Raw genomic sequence first — 23,052 nt, forward strand, 5'->3', positions numbered from 1 at the left:
GAGCAAAGATTAAACCATAACCTTCCATCTAATTGGTTTTAGGTGGTTTGTTTACTAGCTGCCATGCTATTTTATGGAATGGAAACCAACTTGCATTTTTTGGAATCATATTCCAAAAGAAATTACATTGGGGATAGTTAACTTATTGAAGTGGTATTCCGTACAGGGAAATGGCATTGTGACACTAATGACATAAGAATGACGTATTCCTGGCGCAAATAGTATGGGGTAGGCAAACTATTTTTGGATTCAACGAAATGAAAAAAAAAATGGATATTAAAGCACTTGGTGTAAAGTAAAAGTCAGGAGCGAAATATTTTCCTAAAATCAATTTTTTTTGTGAGCTTTTTGTGTTTTTTATGACGCTGACTTACTGGTCATTGCGAGCTTTCTTCGTTTTTTCATTTCATATTCTTCTAAATCTTCAAAGCGAGTATCAACATCCAGGTTGTTCAGGTAATCATTGATGGTCTCTCGGATTTCCTGAAAGGACATATTATGAAGTATTTTACCGTTCTTTGACATGGATAATTGTCCAGTCTCTTCAGATATAATCAAGACTATAGCGTCAGTAGTCTCTGACATCCCTATGGCAGCCCGGTGGCGAAGTCCGAATTGTGCAGGGACTTCACGTTCAGTAACCGGTAAAATACAGCGGGCTGCTTTGATTCTACCATTATGAATGATGGCAGCGCCGTCATGAAGGGGACTGAATTTGTTGAAGATTGAAATAAGAAGTCTTTTTGAAAGTTCAGCATCCAATATATCCCCGCTTTCTGCATAAAACTTCAATTCTGTACTTTTTGAAATCACCATCAAAGCGCCTGTATTACTTCCTGCCAATGTTTTTGAAGCGTCTATAATAGGGCTGATATTGAAAATAGCATTGTCTTTTTTTCTCCAGAAGAAAAGCATGTCTTTCCAGACGTTATCATCGGAAAGGAGGGAAGAGCGACCTATTAGAAGGAGAAATTTTCTGATTTCTGGCGCAAAGATGATTATAGCTGCTATCACACCTACGCCCATAAACTGGCCCAAAATGGCAGACAAAAGCTCCATTCGAAGTGCTCTTACTAGGAGATAGATTAAATAGATGGATAAGAAACCAAGGAAAATCTTAATTGCAACACTGCCTTTTAGAAGTTTATATACTTGGTATAATAGGGCAGCTACCAAGGCAATATCGATGATATTGACGATGGAGATGTCTAAAAATCCTATTTTGAAAAGTAATGTCAAGGGTATAATGTGGTATATAGTTTCAATGTTTCGTTAGCTTCTTTAACGTCATGTACTCGAAGGATGTTTGCGCCATGACATAAGGCAAACATATTTAATGCAGTGGTACCATTCAGCGCTTCTTCGGCACTTACTTCCAGCACGTTAGATATCATGGATTTTCTGGAAATCCCTACCAGCAACGGTAATGAAAGCGATTCAAACTGACGAAGGTTCCTCAGCAAGTAATAATTTTGTTCGAGTGTTTTAGCAAATCCAAAGCCGGGATCAATGATTACATCTTTGATGCCAAACTTTCTGAATTGTTCCAGCTTTTCAGCGAAATAATACAATATTTCTCCCAAAATATCTGAATAATTCGTTTTTTTCTGCATGTTTTGAGGATTTCCCCGCATATGCATGGCAATATAAGGTACCTGGAGTTTGGCCACTGTTGGTATCATTTCTCCGTCAAGATCGCCCGATGAAATATCATTTATGATATGGGCGCCAGAGCATATCGCCTCTTCAGCGACTTTGGCACGAAAAGTATCAACTGAAATTAAAATATTGGGATAATTAGAAGCAATCCAATCCACCGCAGGAATTACCCGGTCAATTTCTTCCTGTAAGCTTACTTCAGCTGCACCAGGTCTGGAACTGTAGCCTCCGAGATCCAGAATACTGGCACCATTGGAAATGTGTGTACTGACTAATGTGTTGATTTTAGCTAGAGATTTCTCTGTTCTACTTCCAGGGAAAAAAGAATCTGGTGTTAGATTCACTATTCCCATGAGCTGTGGTTTGTCCCAGCTGATTAGCCGACCATCGATTTGGAGGGTGTTTTTTTGTGGAAATGACTTATCTTCGATTTTAGAAGACCTGCCAGGAAGAGGAAACATTAAATTAAGAAACTTTGGAGACGCAAACGAGTAACGAATATAGGGAAGTTATCAGCCGTTGTAAAGAACTATTTCGTAAGAAGACTATAGATTATGGTACGGCATGGAGGATTTTCCGCCTTTCGTCCATTACGGATCAAATTTTCATCAAAGCGCAGCGTATTCGATCTATTCAGGAAAAGGGAAATCAAAAAGTGAATGACCCGATCGAAGATGATTTTGTTGGAATTATAAATTATTGCCTGATTGCTCTGCTTCAAATCAGTTATAGTAAAGATGATCGAATGGAAATTCCTTTCGAAGAACTGGAGCCGATTTATGATCATTGGGTGAATGAAACCCGAGGTCTTTTAGAAAATAAGAACCATGATTATGGAGAAGCCTGGAGGGAAATGAGAGTGAGTTCGATGACAGATATTATTTTGATGAAATTGCTTCGCACAAAACAAATAGAAGATAACCAAGGCCAAACCCTGGTATCGGAAGGCGTAGAAGCTAACTATCAGGATATGATCAATTATGCAGTGTTTTGTCTGATAAAATTAAAATATCATGTTTAAGCAGGGTTTTTTGTGGGTGATTAGGTTTATTGTCGGAGGCCTTTTTATTTTTTCTGGATTGATTAAAGTCAACGATCCTGTGGGGACATCGATTAAACTGGAAGAATACTTTGATGTTTTTTCTACAGATATTGCAGGTTTCTTTGCTTATCTAAAGCCATTCGCACTAGAACTGGGGATATTTCTGGTAGTGTTGGAAGTGGTTTTGGGTGTGATGCTTGTCCTGGGCGTGAAAAGCAGGTTCACTGTGTGGGCCTTGGCTTTGATGATTTTGTTTTTCACTTTTCTTACATTCTACTCTGCTTATTTTAATAAAGTGACAGATTGTGGTTGCTTTGGCGATGCAATAAAACTGACACCGTGGGAATCTTTTTATAAGGATTTGATCCTATTGGTTTTGATTTCAATACTTTTCTTGTTTCAGGCGGATTTACCAAAGTCCTCACCGGTATGGGCTTCAGGATTTACAGTTATATCCTTGGTATTGTCTTTTGTGCTCGCAATTGTGGCAGTGAGGAATTTACCATTCATTGATTTTAGAGCATATAAGGCAGGTGTGAACATCCCGCAAAATATGCAGCCCTCTGCACCTCTCCAGTATACTTATGTGATGAAAAAGGATGGTGAGCTATCAACTTTTGATCAATATCCTTCTGACGAAAGCTTAGAGTTTGTAGAGATGAACCTGAAGAACCCAGAAGCTTTACCGAAGATTTCTGATTTTGCAGTTTGGAATGAGGATGGAGATTATTCTGAGGAAGTTTTCACTGGAAGTAAGGTGCTGATTTTAGCTAGCAGTATGGCTAAAATGAGTGATTCGAATCTTGGGCAAATTGACGAGCTGATCAAATCTCTTTCTGGATCCCCTGTCCAGCCTGTTTTTGTAGCTGCAGCATCCCAGGAGGAAATTCAGAAATTCACTCTATCCAGAGGGTGGGATATACTTAGCCTTCAAGCGGACGCTACGGTGGTTAAAACTATGATTCGTGCCAATCCTGGAATAATGGTGCTAAAAGATGGGACAGTATTGGAAAAGTATCATCACAACAATACACCTGACGCAAGTGAGATTTTGGATCTGTACATGCACTAAGGAATGGACAAGGATTTAAAAATTGTTTTGGTAGGACTGCCTGGTTCAGGTAAAAGTACCTTTGGAAAGCAACTTGCATCTATTTTGCAATTTCCGTTTTATGACCTGGATTATCAGATAGAAGAAAGTTATCAGATGAAGATTCCTGATATATTTTCCCGTTATGGGGAAGGTCAGTTCCGCAGGTGGGAGACAGAAGTCCTTCAGAGGTTATTACGCAAAGAAGCTTCCTTTGTCCTTGCTTCCGGAGGCGGTTGCCCGTGTTTTAACGACAACATGGACTTAATCAATAAAAAAGCAGTTTCTGTGTATTTAGATGTTCCGTTGGAGGAGATTTCTAAGCGATTAGGCTTGACCAAAACCCAAAATAGGCCAATGTTTTCCGGGCTTGACCAAGGGGAAATTATCCTGAAATTAAAAAGTCTGCTTGTGGAAAGAGATTATTTTTATAGGCAATCCAAAATAAAACTCAGCGGAGAGGATTTTTCCGCTGAGTTATTAGTTTCAGAATTAATCCGATTGCTTAGAAGCTCAGACCAAGCGTAAGTACTCCGTTGAGTTGGTTGTTCTTGAGCTCAGTCACTGGCCCAATATTATTTCCCTGATTGTCGAGCACCTGGTAGCTGCCGTAAAGCGTGTTGAATTTTTGGTTTACTAAAGCAAAGTCCACAGAGAATTTGTTGAGTTTCACGCCAATTCCTCCGCTAATTTGCTGGGTACTTCTGTCGTAGTCTGAATTGGCAATGGGATCACCGTAGTAGCCATAGCCTCCTCTTACCCTGAAATTGCTGATTTTGTATTCAGCTCCAAATCTAAAATTGATTGTGCTGCCATAAAGATTTTGAATTTCCAGATTATCTGGCCCTTCATCAAAATCACTGGAATTGATTTTGGCAGCACTGTAATCTACCCAGTCTACATCAGCAGAAAGAAAACCATTTTTTCCAAGGAAAACTGTAGCGCCACCTCCGATTTTCAGCGGAGTATTCAAATTATACGAGCTAATAAATATATCTGTGAAATCCTCGACTTGACCTAGGGTGATCCCTTCGGGTTCATAATCATAGTTGTCATAATTTACGACCATACCCGCACTGTATTCATCATTCAAGGCATACCATGTCGGGGTCTGAAAGGTAAATCCCAAATTCAGGTAATCTATTGGTTTATAGATTAATCCTAAGTTAAGATTGACTCCACCGCCATTGATTGCCAGGTTCTCCTGGAGATTAGAGTTGATCAATGGGCCTTCAGGAAATTCCTCATTATATATTTTCCGAGAGGTATAATTCAAGGTTCTAAATCCTATGGAGCCACCTACGAATAATTTATAATTGAAATTGGCCCCATAGGCAAAAGTGATTTGACTTGAGCTGCCTTCCTGGGTGATATTTTCATCCTGAAAAGGGGAAATGAATCCGTTAATAGGCTCGTATTCTCCAGTGATCACCTGGCCATTACTATCCAGCTTTGGATTGATTTGATAGGTATTATACGCCATTCCAGTCAATCCGAAATTTTCAACCTGATTTTCGGGATATCCATTTGCATCCTGTAGATAGAAATCTATTATCGAGGTTTGGCCAGGCTGATCCGAATAATATCCATATTCGGTATTGAAATTGGCAATTCTTTGGATACTGATTCCAAAGGATCCTCCTTTAAATGCTCCTCTATCAAATTCACCTTTTGGGTTTGCCATTACAAAACTAACATTTGGCAAAGAGAAGTTTGTCGTGTTATAGCTCTTGTTTTGCCCTAGATAAGTTGTTTCCACTCCCCAGTCCGTGTAGCCAACAGTTGCGCTTGCTTCTGAATTTCTGAAAAAGCCGAGTCCTGCAGGATTTCCTGCAATATTTGAAACATCGCCCCCAAGTGACCATTGTGTCCCACCGGCTCCCATAATTCGGGCAGAACCTGCAGGTTTAACCTGACTGAAGCGAAAGGCGTCTTCATAGTATCCACTTTGGGCCAGCGTGTAAGAAGACGTAATAATACATAGGGATAAAACCAGAATGGATATTCTCATTTAGATTTGATTTGGGTGTGATTAATAAACGTGCAGTTGGGATAGAATTGTTACTTAATCTCAATATTCTTTCCCTAAAAAGCGCTAAAGGTTGCTGAAATAGGTTCAAGCGGTTTATACGTAGCAATAAATAAGGCAGTGAACCCACTGCCTTATCCAAATATATAATATGATAGAGGATTAATTTCCTCGTCCCCCCCTTGAAGGGGATGAACTTCTTGTAGCTCCTCCTGAAGATCCACTGCTTCTGGTTGGAGTACTGTAAGTTGGAGTACTTCTGGTAGTTGGAGTACTTCTAGTTGGACTTACAGTTCTCATATTTGTGTTACTTCTATTATAAGAAGGCGACGAAGTTCTGCTAGGAACGTTACTTCTATTATATGAAGGGCTAGATGATCTGCTATTTGTAGCAGGGTAAGAAGATCTTACTGTACCACCCCTACCTGAATTAATAGATCGGGAGTTTGTATTAGCTATACTTGGTCTAGCAGAAGGCATTGCACTTCTAGTTCTTGAGACTGGTCTATCTAAAGCGGCAGAACTCACATTTCTACTACTTCCTTGTCTAGCTCTGGAATTATAGTAGTCGTTTTGCGAGGAGCTGAAATCTCTTGCAGATGCTCTTGAATTAGCTGAATTGGAAACTATTCTTCTAGAAGTAGTACTATTGTTTAAAACATCTCTTCTAGCCTGAGCCCTGGCAGTGCTGGGCTGAAGCGCTGCATTGGAAACACTTCCTCTGGATGCGGCAAGTGAAGAGCCTCTTGTAGGTCTTGCCCCTCGCACAACTCTTCTGTCCCCGTATTCTCCACCAGGAAGTACGTAGATAGGATTGGTCACATAGATTGGCGCGTAACCGTATCTTGGATAACCAGCCCAACCATACATAGGCATTCCCCATGGATCATAAAATCCACCATATCCAAACCCTGGGCGATAGTAGGGGCTGCCAAAGCCAAACCCTATACTCATACTAAATCCAGGTCTATAACCAAAACTTGGTCCCCAGAATGGATCATAAAAACCACCCATTCCCCATGGATTTATTCCGTACATCATTCCCATGCTACCCATTCCATACATCATTCCCATATTGAAAGCCAGAGAACTGTTAAAGTTGGAATTATTGCCTGATCCATTTACTCGATAATTGTCGTAAGCATTGATGTCAGGGTCATTTTCTGCTACTTCTTGTCCTTCATCAAAGTACACGACATCGTCCTGGACAGTATCTTCTTCGGCCTGGTATCTTGCAAGATAGTCTGGATTCACATTGCGAGAGCTAAAACTCTCTTGTGGAATAGGCTCTGATGAAGTAGATGAAAGCGATTGAAAATGCTCAGGGCTATTGTTTTGTACGGCGTATTCAGTGGCAACCTTAGCGTCTGAAGCCATGAAGTACAAATTATCACTAGTATTCGTCGTAGCTAATTTATTCGTGCTACACGAAACCAATACCAGAGATCCAAGGATAAATGATGATGTTATAATTGAGGAATTCTTCATAGTAGAAGTTTAATTGTTGCTTTCTTATACGGAGACAGGGGTGAAGGGTTATACTTTTTGGTTTATATTTGCCCCGCATAAGTTAGCAAAAATAACCATAATCTGTATCTCAACCAACCACAATGAGTAAAGGACTACCTAAGAGAAGCGAGGATTATTCGCTTTGGTACAACGAATTAGTAAAAAAAGCCGATCTGGCAGAGAATTCAGCTGTCAGAGGCTGCATGGTCATCAAACCTTATGGCTATTCTATCTGGGAGAAAATGCAGGCAGAATTGGATCGCATGTTTAAAGAAACAGGTCATTCTAATGCGTATTTTCCGCTTTTTATCCCAAAATCCTATTTAAGTAAGGAAGCCAGCCATGTGGAAGGTTTTGCGAAGGAATGTGCTGTAGTTACTCATTACAGATTGAAAAATGCTGAGGACGGGAGTGGTGTGATTGTGGATCCTGAAGCAAAGCTAGATGAGGAATTGATAGTTCGCCCTACCTCAGAAACTGTCATTTGGAGTACGTACAAAAACTGGGTACAATCTTATCGGGATCTTCCTCTGTTAGTAAATCAATGGGCAAATGTTGTCCGTTGGGAAATGAGAACAAGACTTTTTCTTAGAACTACTGAATTTCTTTGGCAGGAAGGTCATACAGCTCATGCTACTCAAAAGGAAGCAGAAGAGGAGACAATGCAAATGATGAATGTTTATGCTCAGTTTGCAGAAGATTTTATGGCTTTACCTGTTGTAAGGGGAAGAAAGACTGAAAGTGAACGTTTTGCGGGTGCTGATGATACTTTATGTATCGAAGCGATGATGCAGGATGGCAAAGCTTTGCAGGCGGGAACCTCTCACTTTTTGGGACAGAATTTTGCTAAGGCATTTGATGTGAAATTTGCTACCAAAGAAGGTGGATTAGAATATGTATGGGGTACTTCCTGGGGGGTCAGCACCCGTTTGATGGGGGCTTTGATTATGGCTCATTCCGATGACAACGGATTAGTGCTGCCTCCTAAACTGGCTCCAATTCAAGTGGTGATTATTCCGATCTATAGAAAAGATGAGGAATTTGAAGCAATCACAGAGAAAGCTAACGAGCTTATTGCGGCATTACGTAAGGTCGGAGTTTCAGTGAAATATGACAATCGTGATACGCATAAGCCGGGATGGAAATTTGCAGAGCATGAACTGAAAGGTGTTCCATTGAGAATTGCCATCGGTCCTAGAGATTTGGAAAACGGTACCATTGAAATTGCCAGAAGAGACACCTTGACTAAGGAGCAATTTGAGTTGGCCTCTCAGCCGATTTCGGAGAAAATAACTGCTATGCTTGATGAAATACAGACTAGTATTTACACCAAAGCTTTAAGCTTTAAAGGCGAAATGACGACAGAAGTAAATTCCTGGAACGAATTCAAAGAAATATTGGAAGAGAAGGGAGGGTTTTTGTCTGCTCATTGGGACGGAACAGCGGAGACTGAAGAAAAGATCAAAGATCTCACGAAAGCCACGATTCGTTGCATTCCCCTAGATAGAAAAGAAGAGGCAGGGATTTGTGTCTATTCAGGGAGGCCTTCAGTTGGTAGGGTTCTTTTTGCAAAAGCCTATTAAAGCCTAATCAATAAGCAAGCCTGGAAATATGAGACCACTGAAAAAATCCTTTGCATAAATTTCACCATGAAATAGGTGTGAAAATATAAATTTAACCCTCTGAAAATCGTTTATATGCGATCTGGTTAAATGAAATTTTCAACTAATTAAAGCAGAATGGCTTATGGATTTTTATCTTCATAAGCCATTTTTTTAGGGATAGTTTTTTAGTGCCTTCGGAAATATCCGGGCTTTTTTTGCTTTTATTGGCAAGGGGTAACGAGGAAACTTGTATTTTAGACATCTATTCTTTTTCTGAAAAAGCAATGACAATCCTGGTACTTTCAAGTCTTCTACTTATAGGTCTTATCCTTTTGCTTGCTGAAGTGCTGTTTGTGCCCGGTACTACAGTAGTCGGGATTTTTGGACTTGCAGTAAGTTTAGCAGGCGTAGTCTATGCATTTCTCAGCTTTGATGCGGGAATAGCATGGTGGATTACTTCTATTGCGGTAGTATTGAACCTTGCTGCCATTGTTTATGGATTTAGTTCTGGTGTTTGGAATCGCTTTTCTCTAAAATCTGCTATGCAGGGAGGAGCTTTTGATGGACGTACAGATGCCTTACAGATTGGTATGCCGGGCAAAACGACCTCAGATCTTAAACCGATCGGGAAAGCAAGTTTTGGCGATATTGTCTACGAGGTGAAATCAGAGAATGGTTTTATTCCTGTGGGAACTGAGGTCACCATTTTCAAAATTGAAAACAATAAAATTATAGTTAAATAATATGGAGAATCTAGATCCGAGCAGTTCAATGTTCATCCTGGTGGCCGCAGTCGCAGGAATAGTCCTACTTTTCATCTTCTTGTACTTTGTTCCGGTCAATCTCTGGATCACTGCCCAATTTTCTAATGTTAGAGTAGGGATAGGAGAGCTTATTGGAATGAGAATCAGAAAAGTGCCACCAAGTATTATTGTTAATTCTTTGATCACTGCTACCAAAGCTGGGCTTCAGTTGACTACCAATGACTTGGAAACGCATTACATGGCTGGCGGGAATATCCCCAATGTGATCAGGGCTTTAATATCCGCTGATAAAGCGAATATTAATCTGACATTCAAGCAAGCAACCGCGATTGACTTAGCAGGAAGAGACGTGTTTGAGGCAGTTCAGATTTCTGTAAATCCTAAAGTGATCAATACGCCGAATGTAGCCGCTGTAGCCGCTGATGGTATACAATTGATAGCCAAAGCCAGAGTAACTGTCCGTGCGAATATAGCTCAGTTGGTCGGAGGAGCAGGTGAAGAGACTATCCTGGCACGAGTTGGTGAAGGTATCGTAACTTCTATAGGTTCGGCGGCGACGCACAAGAGTGTGCTCGAAAACCCGGACAAAATCTCCAAGCTGGTTTTACAGAGAGGCTTGGATGCAGGGACTGCTTTCGAGATTCTTTCTATTGATATCGCGGATATTGATGTGGGAACAAACATCGGTGCGAAACTACAAATCGATCAAGCTTCCGCTGATTTGAAAGTTGCAGAAGCTAGAGCAGAGGAGAGACGTGCAATGGCCGTGGCTCTGGAGCAGGAGATGAAAGCCCGAAATGTGGAAATGCGGGCTAAAGTGATAGAAGCTGAGGCAGAAGTTCCAAGAGCTCTGGCTGAAGCCTTCCGGAGTGGTAAGCTAGGAGTGATGGACTATTATAGAATGGAAAATATCCAATCAGATACCTCCATGCGGGAATCGATTGCCAACTCAGATGAATCGAAGGATTCCTCGAAAGGCAAAAACGAGAAAAAATAAAAAAAAGGGGCTCAGGCCCCTTTTTTGTTATTCTTACTTGGTTCTCCCAATGTTTGAACCACTGTGGGAATAAACTTATTTTTTGTGAAGATTTGGTCATTTGTCCAATCTACCAAAACCTTCTCATAAGCGACAGGTAAAATGACTTCTCCGCTTTCGTTGATTACTCCTGTAAGACCGTTTTTTCTTACGATTATAAAATCCTTACGTTCCCTTCTGAGTTCTTCAAATTCGGTAGGTATCACTTCTTTGCCTTCTGAATCAAGAAGGCCGAATTTCCCCGAATCTTCTACCAGGAAATACCCATCACTTGTTCGGTAAATATTATCAAACCCTTCAGTGTTTACAGTGGCTCCGAAGGGATTTAGTAAGAAATATTTACCGTTCAGTTTAGCTATTGCTAACCCATTTTGAAAGGATTTTATTTCTTCCCAGAGCGGATCAGTGAGTAGTTCTCCTGAAGCATTGATTAATCCCCAGTTTTGGGTTATTCTATAGGCAGCGATTTTTTCTGAAAACAAAGTTGTTTCAGTGAATTGAGGGGAAAGCACCCATGTCCCAGCTGAATCCACAAAACCAAATACACCGTTGGATTTAGCAGGAAAAAGTCCTTCCTTACCAAACTTGATTTCATCTGCACCAAGCATGGGCTGTACTAGCCAGCCTTTTTTTCCAAGAAGCCCAATTCTATCATCACGAAAATGAACATTGTAAGAATCTTTGCCGATTTTATTGACGGCTGTTATGCCCACATCATCAAGCAAAATACCATCGTCTTCCATCACACGGCGGAGTTTTCCGTGGATATATTCCAGCATGACATCATTCTCAAAAGTGATTTTGTGAAATGAATTGTAACGGATATTAGATTTGATATCATTTCCTTCTATAAGCAAATACTGATCTTGGTTATAGCCATAATAGAAATTGCCATGAGTATGCTGCAGCCTCTCGATGATGGGATCCAACACATAGTCCCCTTCTCTATTGATCAACCCAAAACCACTGGCTTCTTTGGCTAAGACAAATTCCCCGTCATTATCAGCAAGAAGCTCGAAAGTCTTATCAGGATTGGATGACAAAGGCAAAGAATAGTCATTTCCTTTCCTCAGGATGATTAATCCCGTGTTTGTTACCTTGGCTTCATCCAGTTCGCCAAGATAGGTTGTTTTGTTTTTTCCACGCTGGAATAGCCAGTACTCATTTCCCTTGCTTGCCAAAAGCATGTTGAAATAGGTTTGTATCCTTTCATACTCCAAGGGCAATACCTGTTGTCCATATTCATGAAATGCACCGATTCCATTTGGTCCCTTCACTAAGATCCAAGGCTCTAAGTACTGATAGATTTCTGTCCCTACCAATGAAACTGCCGGTCTAAGATCATTTGACAATAAAAAGAGTTCATCACCTTTCTTCCCGATTCTCACGGTTTCACTGAGAAGATCTACTTCATCGTAAATCAACCGGGACTGAAGTTGGAGCTTGGTGTTATATACTTCCCAAGATTGAGCTTGTGCCACTTCAGAAATAATAAAAGTGAAAATAAGACTTACGAGTATCGTAAAATTTTTATTCATTCTAAATGTCGGTTATTCGAAAAAGGTGTTAAAGGTAAAATGACCAAAGGTTTTCTTCAATCCTTTGGTCATTTTTAGTAAAAGTTGTAGAACTTTCTACTCTGATTTTACTTTTTCCAGATCAAAGAGATCTGAAATGATTTGGATCATTTCCTCAGCTTGATCTCGTTGGCAAGCTGCCCGAAGTTGTACCACGGGAACTTTGAGAATTTTTTGCATCATACTCTTGGTGATTTTATCGATCACCGCATATTCTTTCTTGTCGGCATTCTTTGTGAATCTTGCCATTTCTTCCTGGCGGATCTGTTCCAAGGATTGCTTCAGCTTATTAATAGTAGGGGATGCGATCATTTCTTTTTTCCAATCAAAAAATTCTTTAATGCTTTCCTCTATTATTTCTTCCACCATCGGTACTGAAGCCAATCTTTTTTCCAATGCTTCAGAAGCTTTACTGCGAATATTATCCACGTTGTAAAGCACAACCCCCGGGACGTCTTCCACAGAAGTTTCTATACTTCGCGGTACTGAGAGATCTACAAGCAATTTGTAGCTGTTGATCTGGAATTTCCTCACTAATTCTTTTGTGATAAATGGCTCAGATCGTTGAACTGATGAAACGATGACATCCGCTTCTTCCATCGCTTCAAAACTATTTTCAAAAGGAACTACTTCGAAGCCCATTTCTGCAGCGATAGATTCCGCTTTGGAAAGAGTCCTGTTCGTTATTTTGACCTTCGCATTGGGCAGATGAACCATATTCTTGGCTACATCTTCACCGATTTCCCCGACACCAATCAGTAATATTCTCGGTTCGAAAGTATTCGAAGTCAAGCTTTCGATCAATTCTATCGCAGCGTATGATAAAGACGCCGCCCCGTCTCTAAAAGCTGTTTCCTGTACAATACGTTTATTGGTGAAAAAGACCGTATGCATCAATCTATGGAGGAAGGGCCCGGTCATATTCAAGTCAGCAGAAGCCTGATACGCTCTTTTGACCTGATTTGAAATCTGAATATCACCTACTACCTGGGCTTCCAATCCCATCGAAACTCTGAATAAATGCCTGATTACAGCTCTATCATCATTCAAAATCTCGAAATACTCAAGAAAATTAACGATGTCAGTCAATCCTTTTTCAAGACCTATCAACTTAATTATTTCAGTGCTTATATCTTGACCATGGCTATAATATACCTCTGTACGGTTGCAGGTAGAAAGTATTAAAGCATCGTTTAGATTAAAAATGTCCTTGATTTTCAGTAAGATACCGTGTACGGCTTTCTCGTCCAAAGAAATTATTTCCCGGATTTGAACTGGTGCATTTTTATGAGATAAACTGAGGGCTCTAAATTTGACTTGCATCATGCTTAAGCTTGGATTGCAAATTTAACAGACTATGGCAAGGGAAGTGTTCATTTTGGGAAGGTATCTGTTAATTTGTAATCTGTCTAAATAACCTCCCCCTTTTAGTACTACAATAGTAAACAAAACCTGTTTCTCAATCCAATAGCATTGGCTTATGTAGAATTGGTAATTTCTATCACCTTTAGTGAACCATGAGAGCTATATTTTTTATTGGCTGAAAGTTTATCCCGGTTTCTCAGGTAAAGAATCCCGTGGGGTTTGTTTTCTTTATTCCGTTATTACTTCTTCTTGTGTCTTCAAAGTTTAAAGACAATTAGAAACGTGAAGGCTGAGAATTCTCATAGCCAATAATCTGCAAATTTGAACCAGAGACCATAGATACCATCTGGGGATGGTTTGATTGTGTTTGAATATTTTTCAGCAAGTCCAACAAAAATCCTGATCGCTTGAAGAAGCAATAGGGCAAGTTCCAATCTTCGGATAGTTTCAAACCTATAAAGATCTTCAAGAAAGAATGTATAGATAAAATCACCCCATTCATAGATTTTCAATAGTTTGGTGAATTCACTTTTCCCAAATGGCGAATTTGCGCATCTTTGATCCATGGATTCTCATTTGGATCAGATTCAATTACCCGCACTTAACTTACCGCATTTCGAACCGAAGCTTCTGAAAAGGGATGGAAAATTCTGGGTTTTTGATTCACTCCGTAAAAAAGCACTGGTTCTCACACCTGAAGAATGGGTACGGCAGCATTGGATTAATTTCCTGATTACTCAACTGAAATTTCCCAAAGGACTTTTGGCACTGGAAAAAGGTCTTATCTATAATAAGCTGCTCAAGCGAACGGATCTCGTGGTCTGGGATACAAATGGAAAACCCTATCTTCTGATCGAATGCAAAGCGCCGAAAGTGAAGCTCACCCAAAATACTATTGAGCAAGCTTGCCTGTATCACAAGGAATTGAAAACCCCATTTCTAGTCATCAGCAATGGTTTGCAGCATATTTGCCTGAGTTTTGACGCAGTCATGGAAAAGTTTACCCAAGAGAAATCTTTTCCTACACCGCCACTTTAGCTGAAGTATAGTAGATTTGGAACTGGAGACCTTTCGATTGCTGTTCTGAAATTTCTAATCCTATGGTAAAATCTTCTTCCGTCCACCCTTGCGATCTTTGTAGCAGTCGTAAGCTGTCTATGCTTTCTGATCTTACCGATGAGCAAGCTTGTAATATTTCAGACAATAAAAACATGATTTCTCATCGAAAAGGCCAGATGCTTTATTATGAGGAATCAAAACCGCAGGGAGTTTTTTGTATAAATTCCGGGGTAATTAAAGTTTTCAAAACAGCATCAAATGGCAAGGAACAAATTATTCACCTGGCAAAGAAGGGAGATCTCCTTGGATATTCAGCTTTACTTGGTGAGGAAAATTACACCAATTCTGCCCAGGTAATCGAAGACGCGAAAATTTGCTTTATCCCCAAGGAAACTTTCCTGAAAGCGCTGGTGAGCAACGGGCCTTTTTTCAAAAGACTGACCAAAGCACTCAGCCATGAAATCGGAGTTATGGAGGAAAAACTAGTTGATGCTTCGCAGAAGAGTATCCGGGAACGATTAGCTTACCTGCTGCTGCAGCTTGCCAACTCCTATGGACTTGAGGGTAGAGCGCATCAGCAGATTGACTTAGTGCTGAGTCGGGAGGAGATAGCTAGCCTGATTGGCACAGCCACCGAATCTGTCATTCGGTTATTATCAGAATTCAAAAAGGATAAACTCATAGAATTCAAAGGCAAGAAAATCGTGATTTTGGATAAAGAAGGACTTGTCAAGCTTTCGGATTTTTATGCCTGAGTTGAACATACCAACCTGTTTATGGGTTGAAGAGATATGATGGTAACGTTCAATAAAGGCTTGGTTTCACTGGTTTTTTTGTTGCTCTTTTCTCTTTTTTCTCTCCATTTGACAGCTCAATCCCTCGCCTATAAAACCCTACTTTCCACACTTTACGATTCTGATTTTCCAGTTTTAAAACCAGATCAAATCATAGATTTGGATGACTTTCAGATTTTGGATACCCGAGAAAAAGAGGAGTTTGAAACCAGTCATCTCATGGATGCTGAATGGGTTGGTTATGAGACTTTTTCCATGGAAAATGTTGCAAAATTGCATAAGGATCAACCGGTTTTGGTGTATTGCACGGTTGGGGCAAGATCTCAGGAAATTGGTAAAAAACTCAGGGAGGCGGGCTTCAAAGAAGTTTATAACCTCTACGGTGGACTGATCGAATGGGTAAATGAGGAAAAGCCGATTTACCAAGGCGGCTCACTTACAAACAAAGTACATACGTATTCCAAATCGTGGGGTGTTTGGTTGATCAAAGGAGAACAGGTTTATTGACTACCTGTTTAGTCCTCTGGTTGACTATTGCTTATTTTATTTATTATATCTTTTTCTGATTCGGACCGTACATCATCCTAAACCCATCCTATGAAAAATCTGAAAAGCCATATTCTCCTTTTTCTCAGCATTATTCTTTTTAGTTGCCAAAGCTCTGTTCCCGGAATGGCAGGTACTACTGCTCCAAGCCATAAATCTTGGGATGAACTACTGAAAGCCAATGTAAGCGCTGAAGGAAAGGTCAATTACAAGGGATTTATCGAAGAAAAAGTTAAACTTGATGCCTATTTGAAGAACATCAGCGAAAATGCCCCTGACCGTAAGACCTGGTCTAAAGATGAGCAACTGGCATATTGGATCAATGCGTATAATGCCTTTACGGTGAAATTAATCGTAGACAATTATCCGGTGGAAAGTATTAAAGATTTGGGTCCTGCATTGAAAATCCCGCTGGTCAAAGACGTGTGGCATTATAAATTTTTCAAAATAGGGGGGCAGGAATCCAGCTTGGATGAGATTGAGCATTCCATTTTGCGAAAGGAATTTGAAGAACCTAGGATACACTTTGCGATCAATTGTGCGTCAGTTTCCTGCCCGCCTTTGCTCAATGAAGCATTTGAAGCTTCCACTATTGATGCTCAGTTGGACAAGATGGCTAACCGTTTTATAAATGATTCTTCAAGAAATAAGATTACGCCGGGTGCTGTGCAGCTCTCATCGATTTTCTCCTGGTTCAAAGGGGATTTTACCAAGAATAGCAGTTTGATAGACTTTTTAAATAAATACAGCAAGACTAAAATCAATCCAAATGCAAAGATTTCCTTTTTGGATTATGATTGGAATTTGAATGAATAGATTCAGGTTTTTGGTACATTTCCATTAAGACAAAAATTAGCCCGCCCCCTATGAGTTCAAATCGCCATGTGGTTATCATCGGCAACGGTATTGCAGGGGTAACCTGTGCCCGTCAATTAAGAAAGCTGGATGATTCTGTCAGGATTACGCTGGTTTCAGGAGAATCAAGATACTTTTTCTCCAGAACTGCGCTGATGTACGTTTTTATGGGGCATATGAAATTTGAACATACACAACCGTATGAGAATTGGTTTTGGGAGAAAAACAGAATCGAGCTGAAAGAAGGGTGGGTGAAATCCATAGACTTTTCTGCCAAAAACCTTCATTTCAAATCTGGGGAAAACCTAAGCTATGATGAACTGGTAATTGCCACAGGTTCTAAGCCGAATAAATTTGGCTGGCCGGGAGAGGATCTGCAGGGAGTTCAGGGATTGTATTCCAAGCAGGATCTGGAGCTGATGGAGGAAAATACTTCTGTCGGAGTTCAGAGGGCAGTGATCGTGGGCGGGGGCTTGATCGGGATAGAAATGGCTGAAATGCTTGCCTACAAGAAAATTCCGGTGACTTTCCTTGTCCGGGAATCCGGTTTTTGGAGAAATGTGCTTCCAAAGGAAGAGTCAGAACTTGTGGGCAGGCATATGCTGGAACATCACATTGATCTGAGATTGAATGAGGAGTTGGATGAAATTTTAGCTGATCCAAATGCCCGTGTCCAAGCTGTACGAACTAAATCTGGGGAGATAATTCCATGCCAATTCGTGGGACTTACTGCTGGTGTGACCCCAAATATTGACTTTCTCAGAAAAACGCAGTTAGTAGTCAACCGGGGAGTAAAGGTGGATTTTGGTTTTCGGACCAACATTGCAAATGTATATTCTATAGGTGACTGTGCGGAATTTCATGAGGCTCCGGCCGCGCATCGCAAACCTGTGGAACAAGTGTGGTACACAGGACGGATGCACGGTGAGACTTTAGGGTATATTTTGGCAGGCAAAAAAGTCACCTACCAACCGGGAGTTTGGTTCAATTCGGCCAAGTTTCTGGATATAGAATACCAAACCTACGGAACTGTTCCCGCAAAATGGGAGGAGGACAAAATTTCCTCATTTTACTGGGAGCATGCTGGTGGAAAGGTGGCTTTTCGAATGCTAATGGATTTGGAAGGTCGGATTCTTGGCGTCAATAATTTGGGTCTTAGACTTCGACATGAGTTTTTTGACCAGGCAATCCGGGAAAAATGGGAAGGATCCAAAGCCATAGCCAAGTTAGACAAGGCTAATTTTGATCCTGAGTTTTTCGCTCCTTACTTCATGGAAATTCAACAGGCCTTCAAGAGTCAATTCGGAGGAGATATCAAAGTTTTTAGAAAGACATTTATCCAAAAACTATTCGGAGCAAGTGTATGAAATCGAGCAAAATGAGCATGTCAATTGGGGTTGTTTGCAACGATGCTCATGAGGCCATTTAAAATCTAATAGAAAACACATGAAGTTGATTCAACGTTTAGGTATTCTGCTGTTTTTGGTCGGTTTGACTGTATTTACTGTGATGCCCTTTTTAGGAAGTTATACGCTTACCAAAGAGTTGGTCTTGACGAATACCAAGGATATCCATCAAGAGAGAATGAGTAAAATTTTGGCTCCAATGTATGGAGAAACCTATTGGTCAAACTTCTCTTTTATTGCTGCTTTCAATGACAATTTCGATTCAAACAATGACGTCCTCAAGGCCGAGTCCAAATGGGAGGAGGTAATCTGGGATGATTACAGTTTTGCACTTGCAAAAAGCTCGATAAGCAGTCCAGTCCGCGATAATCCCTGGCTTTTCTTTGGTTTATCAATTGGTTTTGCGGTATTGGGAGGTTTGTTTTACAATCTCCCAAACCACAGGGATGAGCCTGCTGGAATAAAAAATAACGGCATTTTCCATTCTTCTATGAAGAACCGTGGCTGGATGGGGATGGTTACGGGTGCGTATTTGATTGTTTTCTACATCATTCTGTATTGGTTCCCTGCTTATATCGTGAATCAGGTATGGATGGTAAATCCCCTCAGCATGATCCTAAGTGGGAATTCTGCCAGCCAATGGTTTCTATACGGGACGATTTATACGCTGGCAATAGCCGTGATGGGCGTGCGGATGTTTAGAAAATACAAGGGCAATAGGTATCAGCAGCTTCGTACGGCTTCGGTGATGTTTTTCCAAACAGCCTTTGCGTTTTTGATTCCCGAGATCCTGGTATTGCTCAATCAGCCTTATTACGATTTCAAAAATATCTGGCCACTGGATTACGATTTCTTCTATGATTATCAGGTTGAAACCTTTATCAGTGCCGGTGGAGTAGGGATGTTTATGTTGATCTGGGGGATCTTGCTCATTAGTATAGCTGTTCCGGTTTTCACCTATTTTTTTGGTAAAAGATGGTATTGCTCTTGGGTGTGTGGATGTGGAGGTTTAGCCGAGACGGTGGGAGATCCTTATCGCCAGCTTTCTAACAAGTCATTGAAAGCATGGAAATACGAGCGGGTGATAGTCCACAGTGTTTTAGTCTTGGCTGTGGTAATGACGGGGCTCACTATCGCCAATTACTTTTCTGGATTTGCTCTTTTAGGAAATGTCACGAACCAATTACATTCGTTCTATGGTTTTGCGATTGGCTCCGTTTTCGCGGGTGTGGTAGGCACAGGGTTTTATCCATTTATGGGTAACCGCGTTTGGTGTAGATTTGGCTGCCCATTGGCTGCTTATTTAGGGATAGTTCAGCGGTTCAAATCCAGGTTCAGGATCACCACAAACGGAGGTCAGTGCATTTCCTGCGGTAACTGCTCCACCTATTGCGAAATGGGAATAGACGTGCGCTGGTATGCACAGCGGGGTCAGCAAATTGTGAGAGCCAGCTGTGTTGGATGTGGTGTCTGCTCGGCAGTTTGTCCACGAGGGGTTCTGAAACTTGAAAATGGACCAGAAGAAAACAGGGTCAATGAAATGCCTATAATCATTGGAAATGATTCCATCAAGGTAAAAGCGTAAATGATCTTATTATATATTTTGATTGGGATATATGCCCTGGGAATGCTGTTTATTTTCATATACAGTCTTGCTCAAGGGCATTTGCTTTTGAGGTTTTTGAGTGCCAAAAAATCTCTTGGAAAAGTGGCTCATGCTGCCCCGGAATCTTGGCCTGAAATAACCATACAGCTACCCGTTTTCAATGAAATGTATGTGGTAGACCGCCTGATAGAAGCTGTAGCCAAGATAAATTATCCTGCTGATCTGCTTGAAATCCAGGTGTTGGACGACAGTACGGATCAGACTTCGGATTTAATTCAAAAGAAAATTTCAGAATTTCCTGATTTTAATTTTAAATACCTTCATCGAACTGATAGAAGCGGATTTAAAGCTGGGGCGTTGAAGGAAGGTTTAGCAAAAGCCGGTGGGGAATTTATCGCGATTTTTGATGCGGATTTTGTGCCGGATCCGGATTTTTTGCTGAAAACTATCCCTTATTTCTCTTCAGAAAAAATCGGAATGGTACAGACACGATGGACACATTTGAATAAAAACTATTCTTTATTGACCCGATTACAAGCTTTTGCCTTGGATGCGCATTTTTTGATTGAGCAGATCGGTAGAAATAGTCAGCAGGCTTTTATCAATTTCAATGGGACAGGAGGAGTCTGGAGAAAGTCATGCATTATCGATGCGGGGGATTGGCAGGACGATACCCTGACTGAGGATTTGGATTTGAGTTATCGTGCACAGCGCAAGGGCTGGAGGTTTGTTTACCGTCCGGAAATTGAATCTCCCGCAGAACTCCCACCGATTATGTCCGCTGTTAAGTCCCAGCAGTTCCGTTGGACGAAGGGCGGGGCAGAATGTGCCGGGAAACATGCAAAGGCAGTTTTGAGAGAGGATTTTCCATTGTCCACCAAGTTTCATGCGATGGCACATTTGTTCAATAGTTGCATTTTCATTGCTGTCCTGCTCGTCAGCCTAAGCAGCATTGGAGTTTGGTATGCAGGAATGCAGGGAATGATTTCATCCAATTTATCTAAAGTTGCAGGCCTGTTTATGATAGGATTCGTGATCATTGCCGGAGTGTACTTGGTATCCTATTTCTATGGGAAAAGGAGTTTTTGGCGCAGCTTGCTTCAGTCGTTTTACATGTTGCCATTGTTTCTTTCGGTTTCCATGGGCTTGGCCTTGCACAATGCCCAGGCAGTTTGGGAGGGACTTTCGGGTAAAAAATCACCTTTTATCCGCACGCCGAAATTCAATCTCGAAGGAGGTACCGGCCTGGAAAGCAATCCCTATATAAAATTTAAACTTCCAGTCACCACCTGGATGGAAGGAATCTTAATGCTTGTCTTCTCGGTCATGGTCGGGCTACACATTTACTGGCAGTCCTTTACAATGTTGCCATTTCACTTGATGTTGGCAGTGGGCTATGGTCTGGTTTTCTTTTCTTCTTTTAAAGCCTATAATTTAGGTAAATAAGCTGATGTATAATCCCCCAATTATCGATGTGATCATCCCTGCCTATAACGAGGAAAAGTCCATTTCCAAAGTGATCGGGGATATTCCATCCTTAGTCAGAAATGTGGTGGTGGCAAATAACAACTCCACCGATGAGACCGGCAAAACAGCAGAAGCTGCGGGGGCAAAAGTGGTTTTAGAACCTCAAAAGGGCTATGGAAAAGCCTGTCTGACTGCGATGGATTGGATCAAAAAACAGGATGTCCAACCGGATATTGTTGTTTTTTTGGACGGAGATTACAGTGATTACCCTGAGGAATTGTTGGATTTGATTCATCCGATTTTAGATGGAAAAGCAGAAATGGTCATAGGTTCCCGGGTACTCGGCGAGCGGGAATCCGGCTCCATGACTTTTCCGCAGGTCTTTGGGAATTGGTTGGCAACTACCATGATGAGGTACATGCAAGGGGCTAAATTCTCCGACTTGGGGCCATTTCGGGCGATAGCTTGGTCAAAGTTGCTGGACCTGAATATGGTAGATGAGAACTTCGGCTGGACCATAGAAATGCAGATCAAGGCACATAAGGCGGGACTTCGCTATACAGAAGTGCCGGTGAATTACCGTAAGAGAATAGGAGTGTCCAAGGTCAGCGGAACTGTGAAGGGGGTGTTTGGGGCAGGATACAAGATTATCTACACGATTTTTAAGTATTGGTAATCTGGAAAATCAAGCAGCAGACTATTGGAATCATGCCTGTGTTACCGAGAATAGACCTTAGCAGGTATTTTAGTAATTTTAGACCTATGAGAAATTCATTGATTCTTGGAGCACTTTTGCTGGTCATCTGCTCCTGCAATTCCACAGGTAGAAAAGCCATAGACGAGGAGCAGTTTGCCTCGCGCTGGTATCAGGGTAAAGCAGAAATAAATGTCTTTGAACTAAAGCAAATACGCTATGGTGAAGAGCGGGAAGGAAAAGCAGTCATGATCTTTGTGACAGAGGATTTTTCTAAGCGTAAGCAGGTCAAGCTCGACGATCCTACCGGTGCCGGAGAAGGAGCAGTGAAAGTGATGAAGCTGAATATGACCCGCGATTTTGTGACAGGGGTATATCCATACCATACCATGCTTTCAGTATTCACACCGGTTTATGAGGAGCTGCATTCACCGAAAATCTCCGCTTCGGTGACCGAATGGTGCGGACAGTCATTTGCGCAGCTCAACTGGAGAAACAATAAGTATCAAGCAAAATTATTCTCCTATTTTGAATCGGAAGGCGATCAGGAAATAAGTATCTCTGCTTTGGCAGAAGATGAACTCTTCAACTTAATTCGACTCAATCCTGATCTGGTGCCTGATGGGCATTTGAAAATGATCCCAGGTCTGATTTACAATCGCTTCACACATCACCCATTGGGCTCAGAAAGTGCCCACATCACTAAACGTAAAACTGGAGCTAATCAGGCTGAGATAGAAGCAAATTACGAAGAAATCGGCAGGAAATTACTGATCAGATATAGGGATGCATTTCCATTTGAAATCATGTTTTGGGAAGAAACGCAAACCAAAGAAGATGGCACGGAAGAGGTGACTTCGGCAGTCCGAACCAATGTGCAAATGCTTGATTATTGGGAGAGAAACGGACTTAAGGATGAGTCCATCCGGAAAAGCCTAGGACTTTGAGAA

General features: G+C 41.2%; 22 protein-coding genes. 15 read left to right on the forward strand and 7 right to left on the reverse strand.

Translation table 11 applies throughout. The features are described 5' to 3' along the window. Nucleotides 1–357 precede the first annotated feature (357 nt). Both cdaA and folP read right to left on the reverse strand, forming a co-directional pair. On the reverse strand, nucleotides 358–1,239 hold the full coding sequence (gene cdaA, locus AS141_RS10795; RefSeq protein ID WP_057937679.1) for a diadenylate cyclase CdaA: 882 nt from the start codon (nucleotides 1,237–1,239) through the stop codon (nucleotides 358–360). Then, nucleotides 1,236–2,012 carry a dihydropteroate synthase gene (gene folP / locus AS141_RS10800; protein ID WP_317043032.1) on the reverse strand — a complete coding sequence of 259 codons (777 nt, stop codon included), beginning with the start codon at nucleotides 2,010–2,012 and terminating at the stop codon, nucleotides 1,236–1,238. The genes cdaA and folP overlap by 4 nt, the downstream gene beginning before the upstream one ends. Nucleotides 2,013–2,134: 122 nt before the next feature. Between folP and AS141_RS10805 the strand changes: the two genes are divergently transcribed. From AS141_RS10805 to AS141_RS10815, 3 genes are read left to right on the forward strand one after another with little or no spacing between them, the layout of a single operon-like run. Further along, nucleotides 2,135–2,680: a DUF1599 domain-containing protein gene (locus AS141_RS10805; RefSeq protein ID WP_057937681.1), complete on the forward strand. Its 546-nt coding sequence runs from the start codon at nucleotides 2,135–2,137 to the stop codon at nucleotides 2,678–2,680. Beyond that, nucleotides 2,673–3,773: a BT_3928 family protein gene (locus tag AS141_RS10810; protein WP_057937682.1), complete on the forward strand. Its 1,101-nt coding sequence runs from the start codon at nucleotides 2,673–2,675 to the stop codon at nucleotides 3,771–3,773. The genes AS141_RS10805 and AS141_RS10810 overlap by 8 nt, the downstream gene beginning before the upstream one ends. Nucleotides 3,774–3,776: 3 nt before the next feature. Further along, on the forward strand, nucleotides 3,777–4,319 hold the full coding sequence (locus tag AS141_RS10815) for a shikimate kinase (RefSeq protein ID WP_057937683.1): 543 nt from the start codon (nucleotides 3,777–3,779) through the stop codon (nucleotides 4,317–4,319). Here the strand turns inward: AS141_RS10815 and AS141_RS10820 are convergent. Further along, entirely contained in the window at nucleotides 4,297–5,802 is a 1,506-nt protein-coding gene (locus AS141_RS10820) for an OmpP1/FadL family transporter (RefSeq protein WP_057937684.1), read from the reverse strand. The two genes, AS141_RS10815 and AS141_RS10820, sit on opposite strands and share 23 nt — an antisense overlap. A 180-nt stretch (nucleotides 5,803–5,982) precedes the next feature. Beyond that, complete coding sequence (locus tag AS141_RS10825; RefSeq protein ID WP_057937685.1) at nucleotides 5,983–7,197, reverse strand: DUF5320 domain-containing protein; 1,215 nt, start codon at nucleotides 7,195–7,197, stop codon at nucleotides 5,983–5,985. A 233-nt stretch (nucleotides 7,198–7,430) separates the two neighbouring features. On the opposite strand from AS141_RS10825, the gene proS reads away from it, so the two are divergent. From proS to floA, 3 genes are all read left to right on the forward strand, one after another. Then, nucleotides 7,431–8,912, forward strand: a complete 1,482-nt coding sequence (gene proS, locus AS141_RS10830; protein WP_057937686.1) for a proline--tRNA ligase — start codon at nucleotides 7,431–7,433, stop codon at nucleotides 8,910–8,912. 305 nt (nucleotides 8,913–9,217) lie between these two features. After that, nucleotides 9,218–9,676 carry an NfeD family protein gene (locus AS141_RS10835; protein WP_057937941.1) on the forward strand — a complete coding sequence of 153 codons (459 nt, stop codon included), beginning with the start codon at nucleotides 9,218–9,220 and terminating at the stop codon, nucleotides 9,674–9,676. A 1-nt stretch (nucleotide 9,677) separates the two neighbouring features. Beyond that, the gene (floA, locus tag AS141_RS10840; RefSeq protein ID WP_057937687.1) at nucleotides 9,678–10,694 is read left to right on the forward strand and encodes a flotillin-like protein FloA; all 1,017 of its coding nucleotides are present in this window, start codon (nucleotides 9,678–9,680) and stop codon (nucleotides 10,692–10,694) included. An 11-nt stretch (nucleotides 10,695–10,705) separates the two neighbouring features. On the opposite strand, the gene AS141_RS10845 is transcribed toward floA, so the two are convergent. The 3 genes from AS141_RS10845 to AS141_RS10855 all read right to left on the reverse strand — a co-directional run bounded on the left by AS141_RS10845 (nucleotide 10,706) and on the right by AS141_RS10855 (nucleotide 14,241). Continuing rightward, nucleotides 10,706–12,271: a WG repeat-containing protein gene (locus tag AS141_RS10845; RefSeq protein ID WP_057937688.1), complete on the reverse strand. Its 1,566-nt coding sequence runs from the start codon at nucleotides 12,269–12,271 to the stop codon at nucleotides 10,706–10,708. A 96-nt stretch (nucleotides 12,272–12,367) separates the two neighbouring features. Then, a complete protein-coding gene (gene hemA / locus AS141_RS10850) occupies nucleotides 12,368–13,633 on the reverse strand; it encodes a glutamyl-tRNA reductase (protein WP_057937689.1) in 1,266 nt (421 codons plus the stop codon). Nucleotides 13,634–13,974: 341 nt separating this feature from the next. Further along, nucleotides 13,975–14,241, reverse strand: coding sequence for a hypothetical protein (locus AS141_RS10855; RefSeq protein WP_057937690.1), 267 nt, complete (start codon nucleotides 14,239–14,241; stop codon nucleotides 13,975–13,977). Between AS141_RS10855 and AS141_RS10860 the strand changes: the two genes are divergently transcribed. From AS141_RS10860 to AS141_RS10900, 9 genes are all read left to right on the forward strand, one after another. Next, nucleotides 14,240–14,713 carry a type I restriction enzyme HsdR N-terminal domain-containing protein gene (locus tag AS141_RS10860; protein WP_057937691.1) on the forward strand — a complete coding sequence of 158 codons (474 nt, stop codon included), beginning with the start codon at nucleotides 14,240–14,242 and terminating at the stop codon, nucleotides 14,711–14,713. The two genes, AS141_RS10855 and AS141_RS10860, sit on opposite strands and share 2 nt — an antisense overlap. A 62-nt stretch (nucleotides 14,714–14,775) precedes the next feature. Then, nucleotides 14,776–15,489: a Crp/Fnr family transcriptional regulator gene (locus AS141_RS10865; protein WP_057937692.1), complete on the forward strand. Its 714-nt coding sequence runs from the start codon at nucleotides 14,776–14,778 to the stop codon at nucleotides 15,487–15,489. 36 nt (nucleotides 15,490–15,525) lie between these two features. Further along, on the forward strand, nucleotides 15,526–16,035 hold the full coding sequence (locus AS141_RS10870) for a rhodanese-like domain-containing protein (RefSeq protein ID WP_232424875.1): 510 nt from the start codon (nucleotides 15,526–15,528) through the stop codon (nucleotides 16,033–16,035). A gap of 90 nt (nucleotides 16,036–16,125) precedes the next feature. Continuing rightward, complete coding sequence (locus AS141_RS10875) at nucleotides 16,126–16,890, forward strand: DUF547 domain-containing protein (RefSeq protein ID WP_057937693.1); 765 nt, start codon at nucleotides 16,126–16,128, stop codon at nucleotides 16,888–16,890. A 50-nt stretch (nucleotides 16,891–16,940) separates the two neighbouring features. After that, nucleotides 16,941–18,296 carry an NAD(P)/FAD-dependent oxidoreductase gene (locus AS141_RS10880; protein ID WP_057937694.1) on the forward strand — a complete coding sequence of 452 codons (1,356 nt, stop codon included), beginning with the start codon at nucleotides 16,941–16,943 and terminating at the stop codon, nucleotides 18,294–18,296. 79 nt (nucleotides 18,297–18,375) lie between these two features. Beyond that, nucleotides 18,376–19,920 carry a 4Fe-4S binding protein gene (locus tag AS141_RS10885; RefSeq protein ID WP_057937695.1) on the forward strand — a complete coding sequence of 515 codons (1,545 nt, stop codon included), beginning with the start codon at nucleotides 18,376–18,378 and terminating at the stop codon, nucleotides 19,918–19,920. Beyond that, nucleotides 19,921–21,387, forward strand: a complete 1,467-nt coding sequence (locus AS141_RS10890) for a cellulose synthase family protein (RefSeq protein ID WP_057937696.1) — start codon at nucleotides 19,921–19,923, stop codon at nucleotides 21,385–21,387. A gap of 4 nt (nucleotides 21,388–21,391) precedes the next feature. Continuing rightward, a complete protein-coding gene (locus AS141_RS10895) occupies nucleotides 21,392–22,084 on the forward strand; it encodes a glycosyltransferase family 2 protein (protein ID WP_057937697.1) in 693 nt (230 codons plus the stop codon). Between the two features lie 86 nt (nucleotides 22,085–22,170). Beyond that, entirely contained in the window at nucleotides 22,171–23,049 is an 879-nt protein-coding gene (locus AS141_RS10900) for a hypothetical protein (RefSeq protein ID WP_057937698.1), read from the forward strand. Nucleotides 23,050–23,052: the final 3 nt, after the last annotated feature.

The organism is Algoriphagus resistens, assembly GCF_001442615.1.
Classification (GTDB): Bacteria; Bacteroidota; Bacteroidia; order Cytophagales; family Cyclobacteriaceae; genus Algoriphagus; species Algoriphagus resistens.

Excerpts from the sequence above, each read along its gene's own strand:
- folP (WP_317043032.1), bottom strand. The coding sequence starts at position 2,012 with ATGGGAATAGTGAATCTAACACCAGATTCTTTTTTCCCTGGAAGTAGA.
- AS141_RS10810 (WP_057937682.1), top strand. The coding sequence starts at position 2,673 with ATGTTTAAGCAGGGTTTTTTGTGGGTGATTAGGTTTATTGTCGGAGGC.
- AS141_RS10815 (WP_057937683.1), top strand. The coding sequence starts at position 3,777 with ATGGACAAGGATTTAAAAATTGTTTTGGTAGGACTGCCTGGTTCAGGT.
- AS141_RS10820 (WP_057937684.1), bottom strand. The coding sequence starts at position 5,802 with ATGAGAATATCCATTCTGGTTTTATCCCTATGTATTATTACGTCTTCT.
- AS141_RS10825 (WP_057937685.1), bottom strand. The coding sequence starts at position 7,197 with ATGGCTTCAGACGCTAAGGTTGCCACTGAATACGCCGTACAAAACAAT.
- proS (WP_057937686.1), top strand. The coding sequence starts at position 7,431 with ATGAGTAAAGGACTACCTAAGAGAAGCGAGGATTATTCGCTTTGGTAC.
- AS141_RS10835 (WP_057937941.1), top strand. The coding sequence starts at position 9,218 with ATGACAATCCTGGTACTTTCAAGTCTTCTACTTATAGGTCTTATCCTT.
- floA (WP_057937687.1), top strand. The coding sequence starts at position 9,678 with ATGGAGAATCTAGATCCGAGCAGTTCAATGTTCATCCTGGTGGCCGCA.
- AS141_RS10845 (WP_057937688.1), bottom strand. The coding sequence starts at position 12,271 with ATGAATAAAAATTTTACGATACTCGTAAGTCTTATTTTCACTTTTATT.
- hemA (WP_057937689.1), bottom strand. The coding sequence starts at position 13,633 with ATGCAAGTCAAATTTAGAGCCCTCAGTTTATCTCATAAAAATGCACCA.
- AS141_RS10860 (WP_057937691.1), top strand. The coding sequence starts at position 14,240 with ATGGATTCTCATTTGGATCAGATTCAATTACCCGCACTTAACTTACCG.
- AS141_RS10855 (WP_057937690.1), bottom strand. The coding sequence starts at position 14,241 with ATGGATCAAAGATGCGCAAATTCGCCATTTGGGAAAAGTGAATTCACC.
- AS141_RS10865 (WP_057937692.1), top strand. The coding sequence starts at position 14,776 with ATGGTAAAATCTTCTTCCGTCCACCCTTGCGATCTTTGTAGCAGTCGT.
- AS141_RS10870 (WP_232424875.1), top strand. The coding sequence starts at position 15,526 with ATGATGGTAACGTTCAATAAAGGCTTGGTTTCACTGGTTTTTTTGTTG.
- AS141_RS10875 (WP_057937693.1), top strand. The coding sequence starts at position 16,126 with ATGAAAAATCTGAAAAGCCATATTCTCCTTTTTCTCAGCATTATTCTT.
- AS141_RS10880 (WP_057937694.1), top strand. The coding sequence starts at position 16,941 with ATGAGTTCAAATCGCCATGTGGTTATCATCGGCAACGGTATTGCAGGG.
- AS141_RS10885 (WP_057937695.1), top strand. The coding sequence starts at position 18,376 with ATGAAGTTGATTCAACGTTTAGGTATTCTGCTGTTTTTGGTCGGTTTG.
- AS141_RS10890 (WP_057937696.1), top strand. The coding sequence starts at position 19,921 with ATGATCTTATTATATATTTTGATTGGGATATATGCCCTGGGAATGCTG.
- AS141_RS10895 (WP_057937697.1), top strand. The coding sequence starts at position 21,392 with ATGTATAATCCCCCAATTATCGATGTGATCATCCCTGCCTATAACGAG.
- AS141_RS10900 (WP_057937698.1), top strand. The coding sequence starts at position 22,171 with ATGAGAAATTCATTGATTCTTGGAGCACTTTTGCTGGTCATCTGCTCC.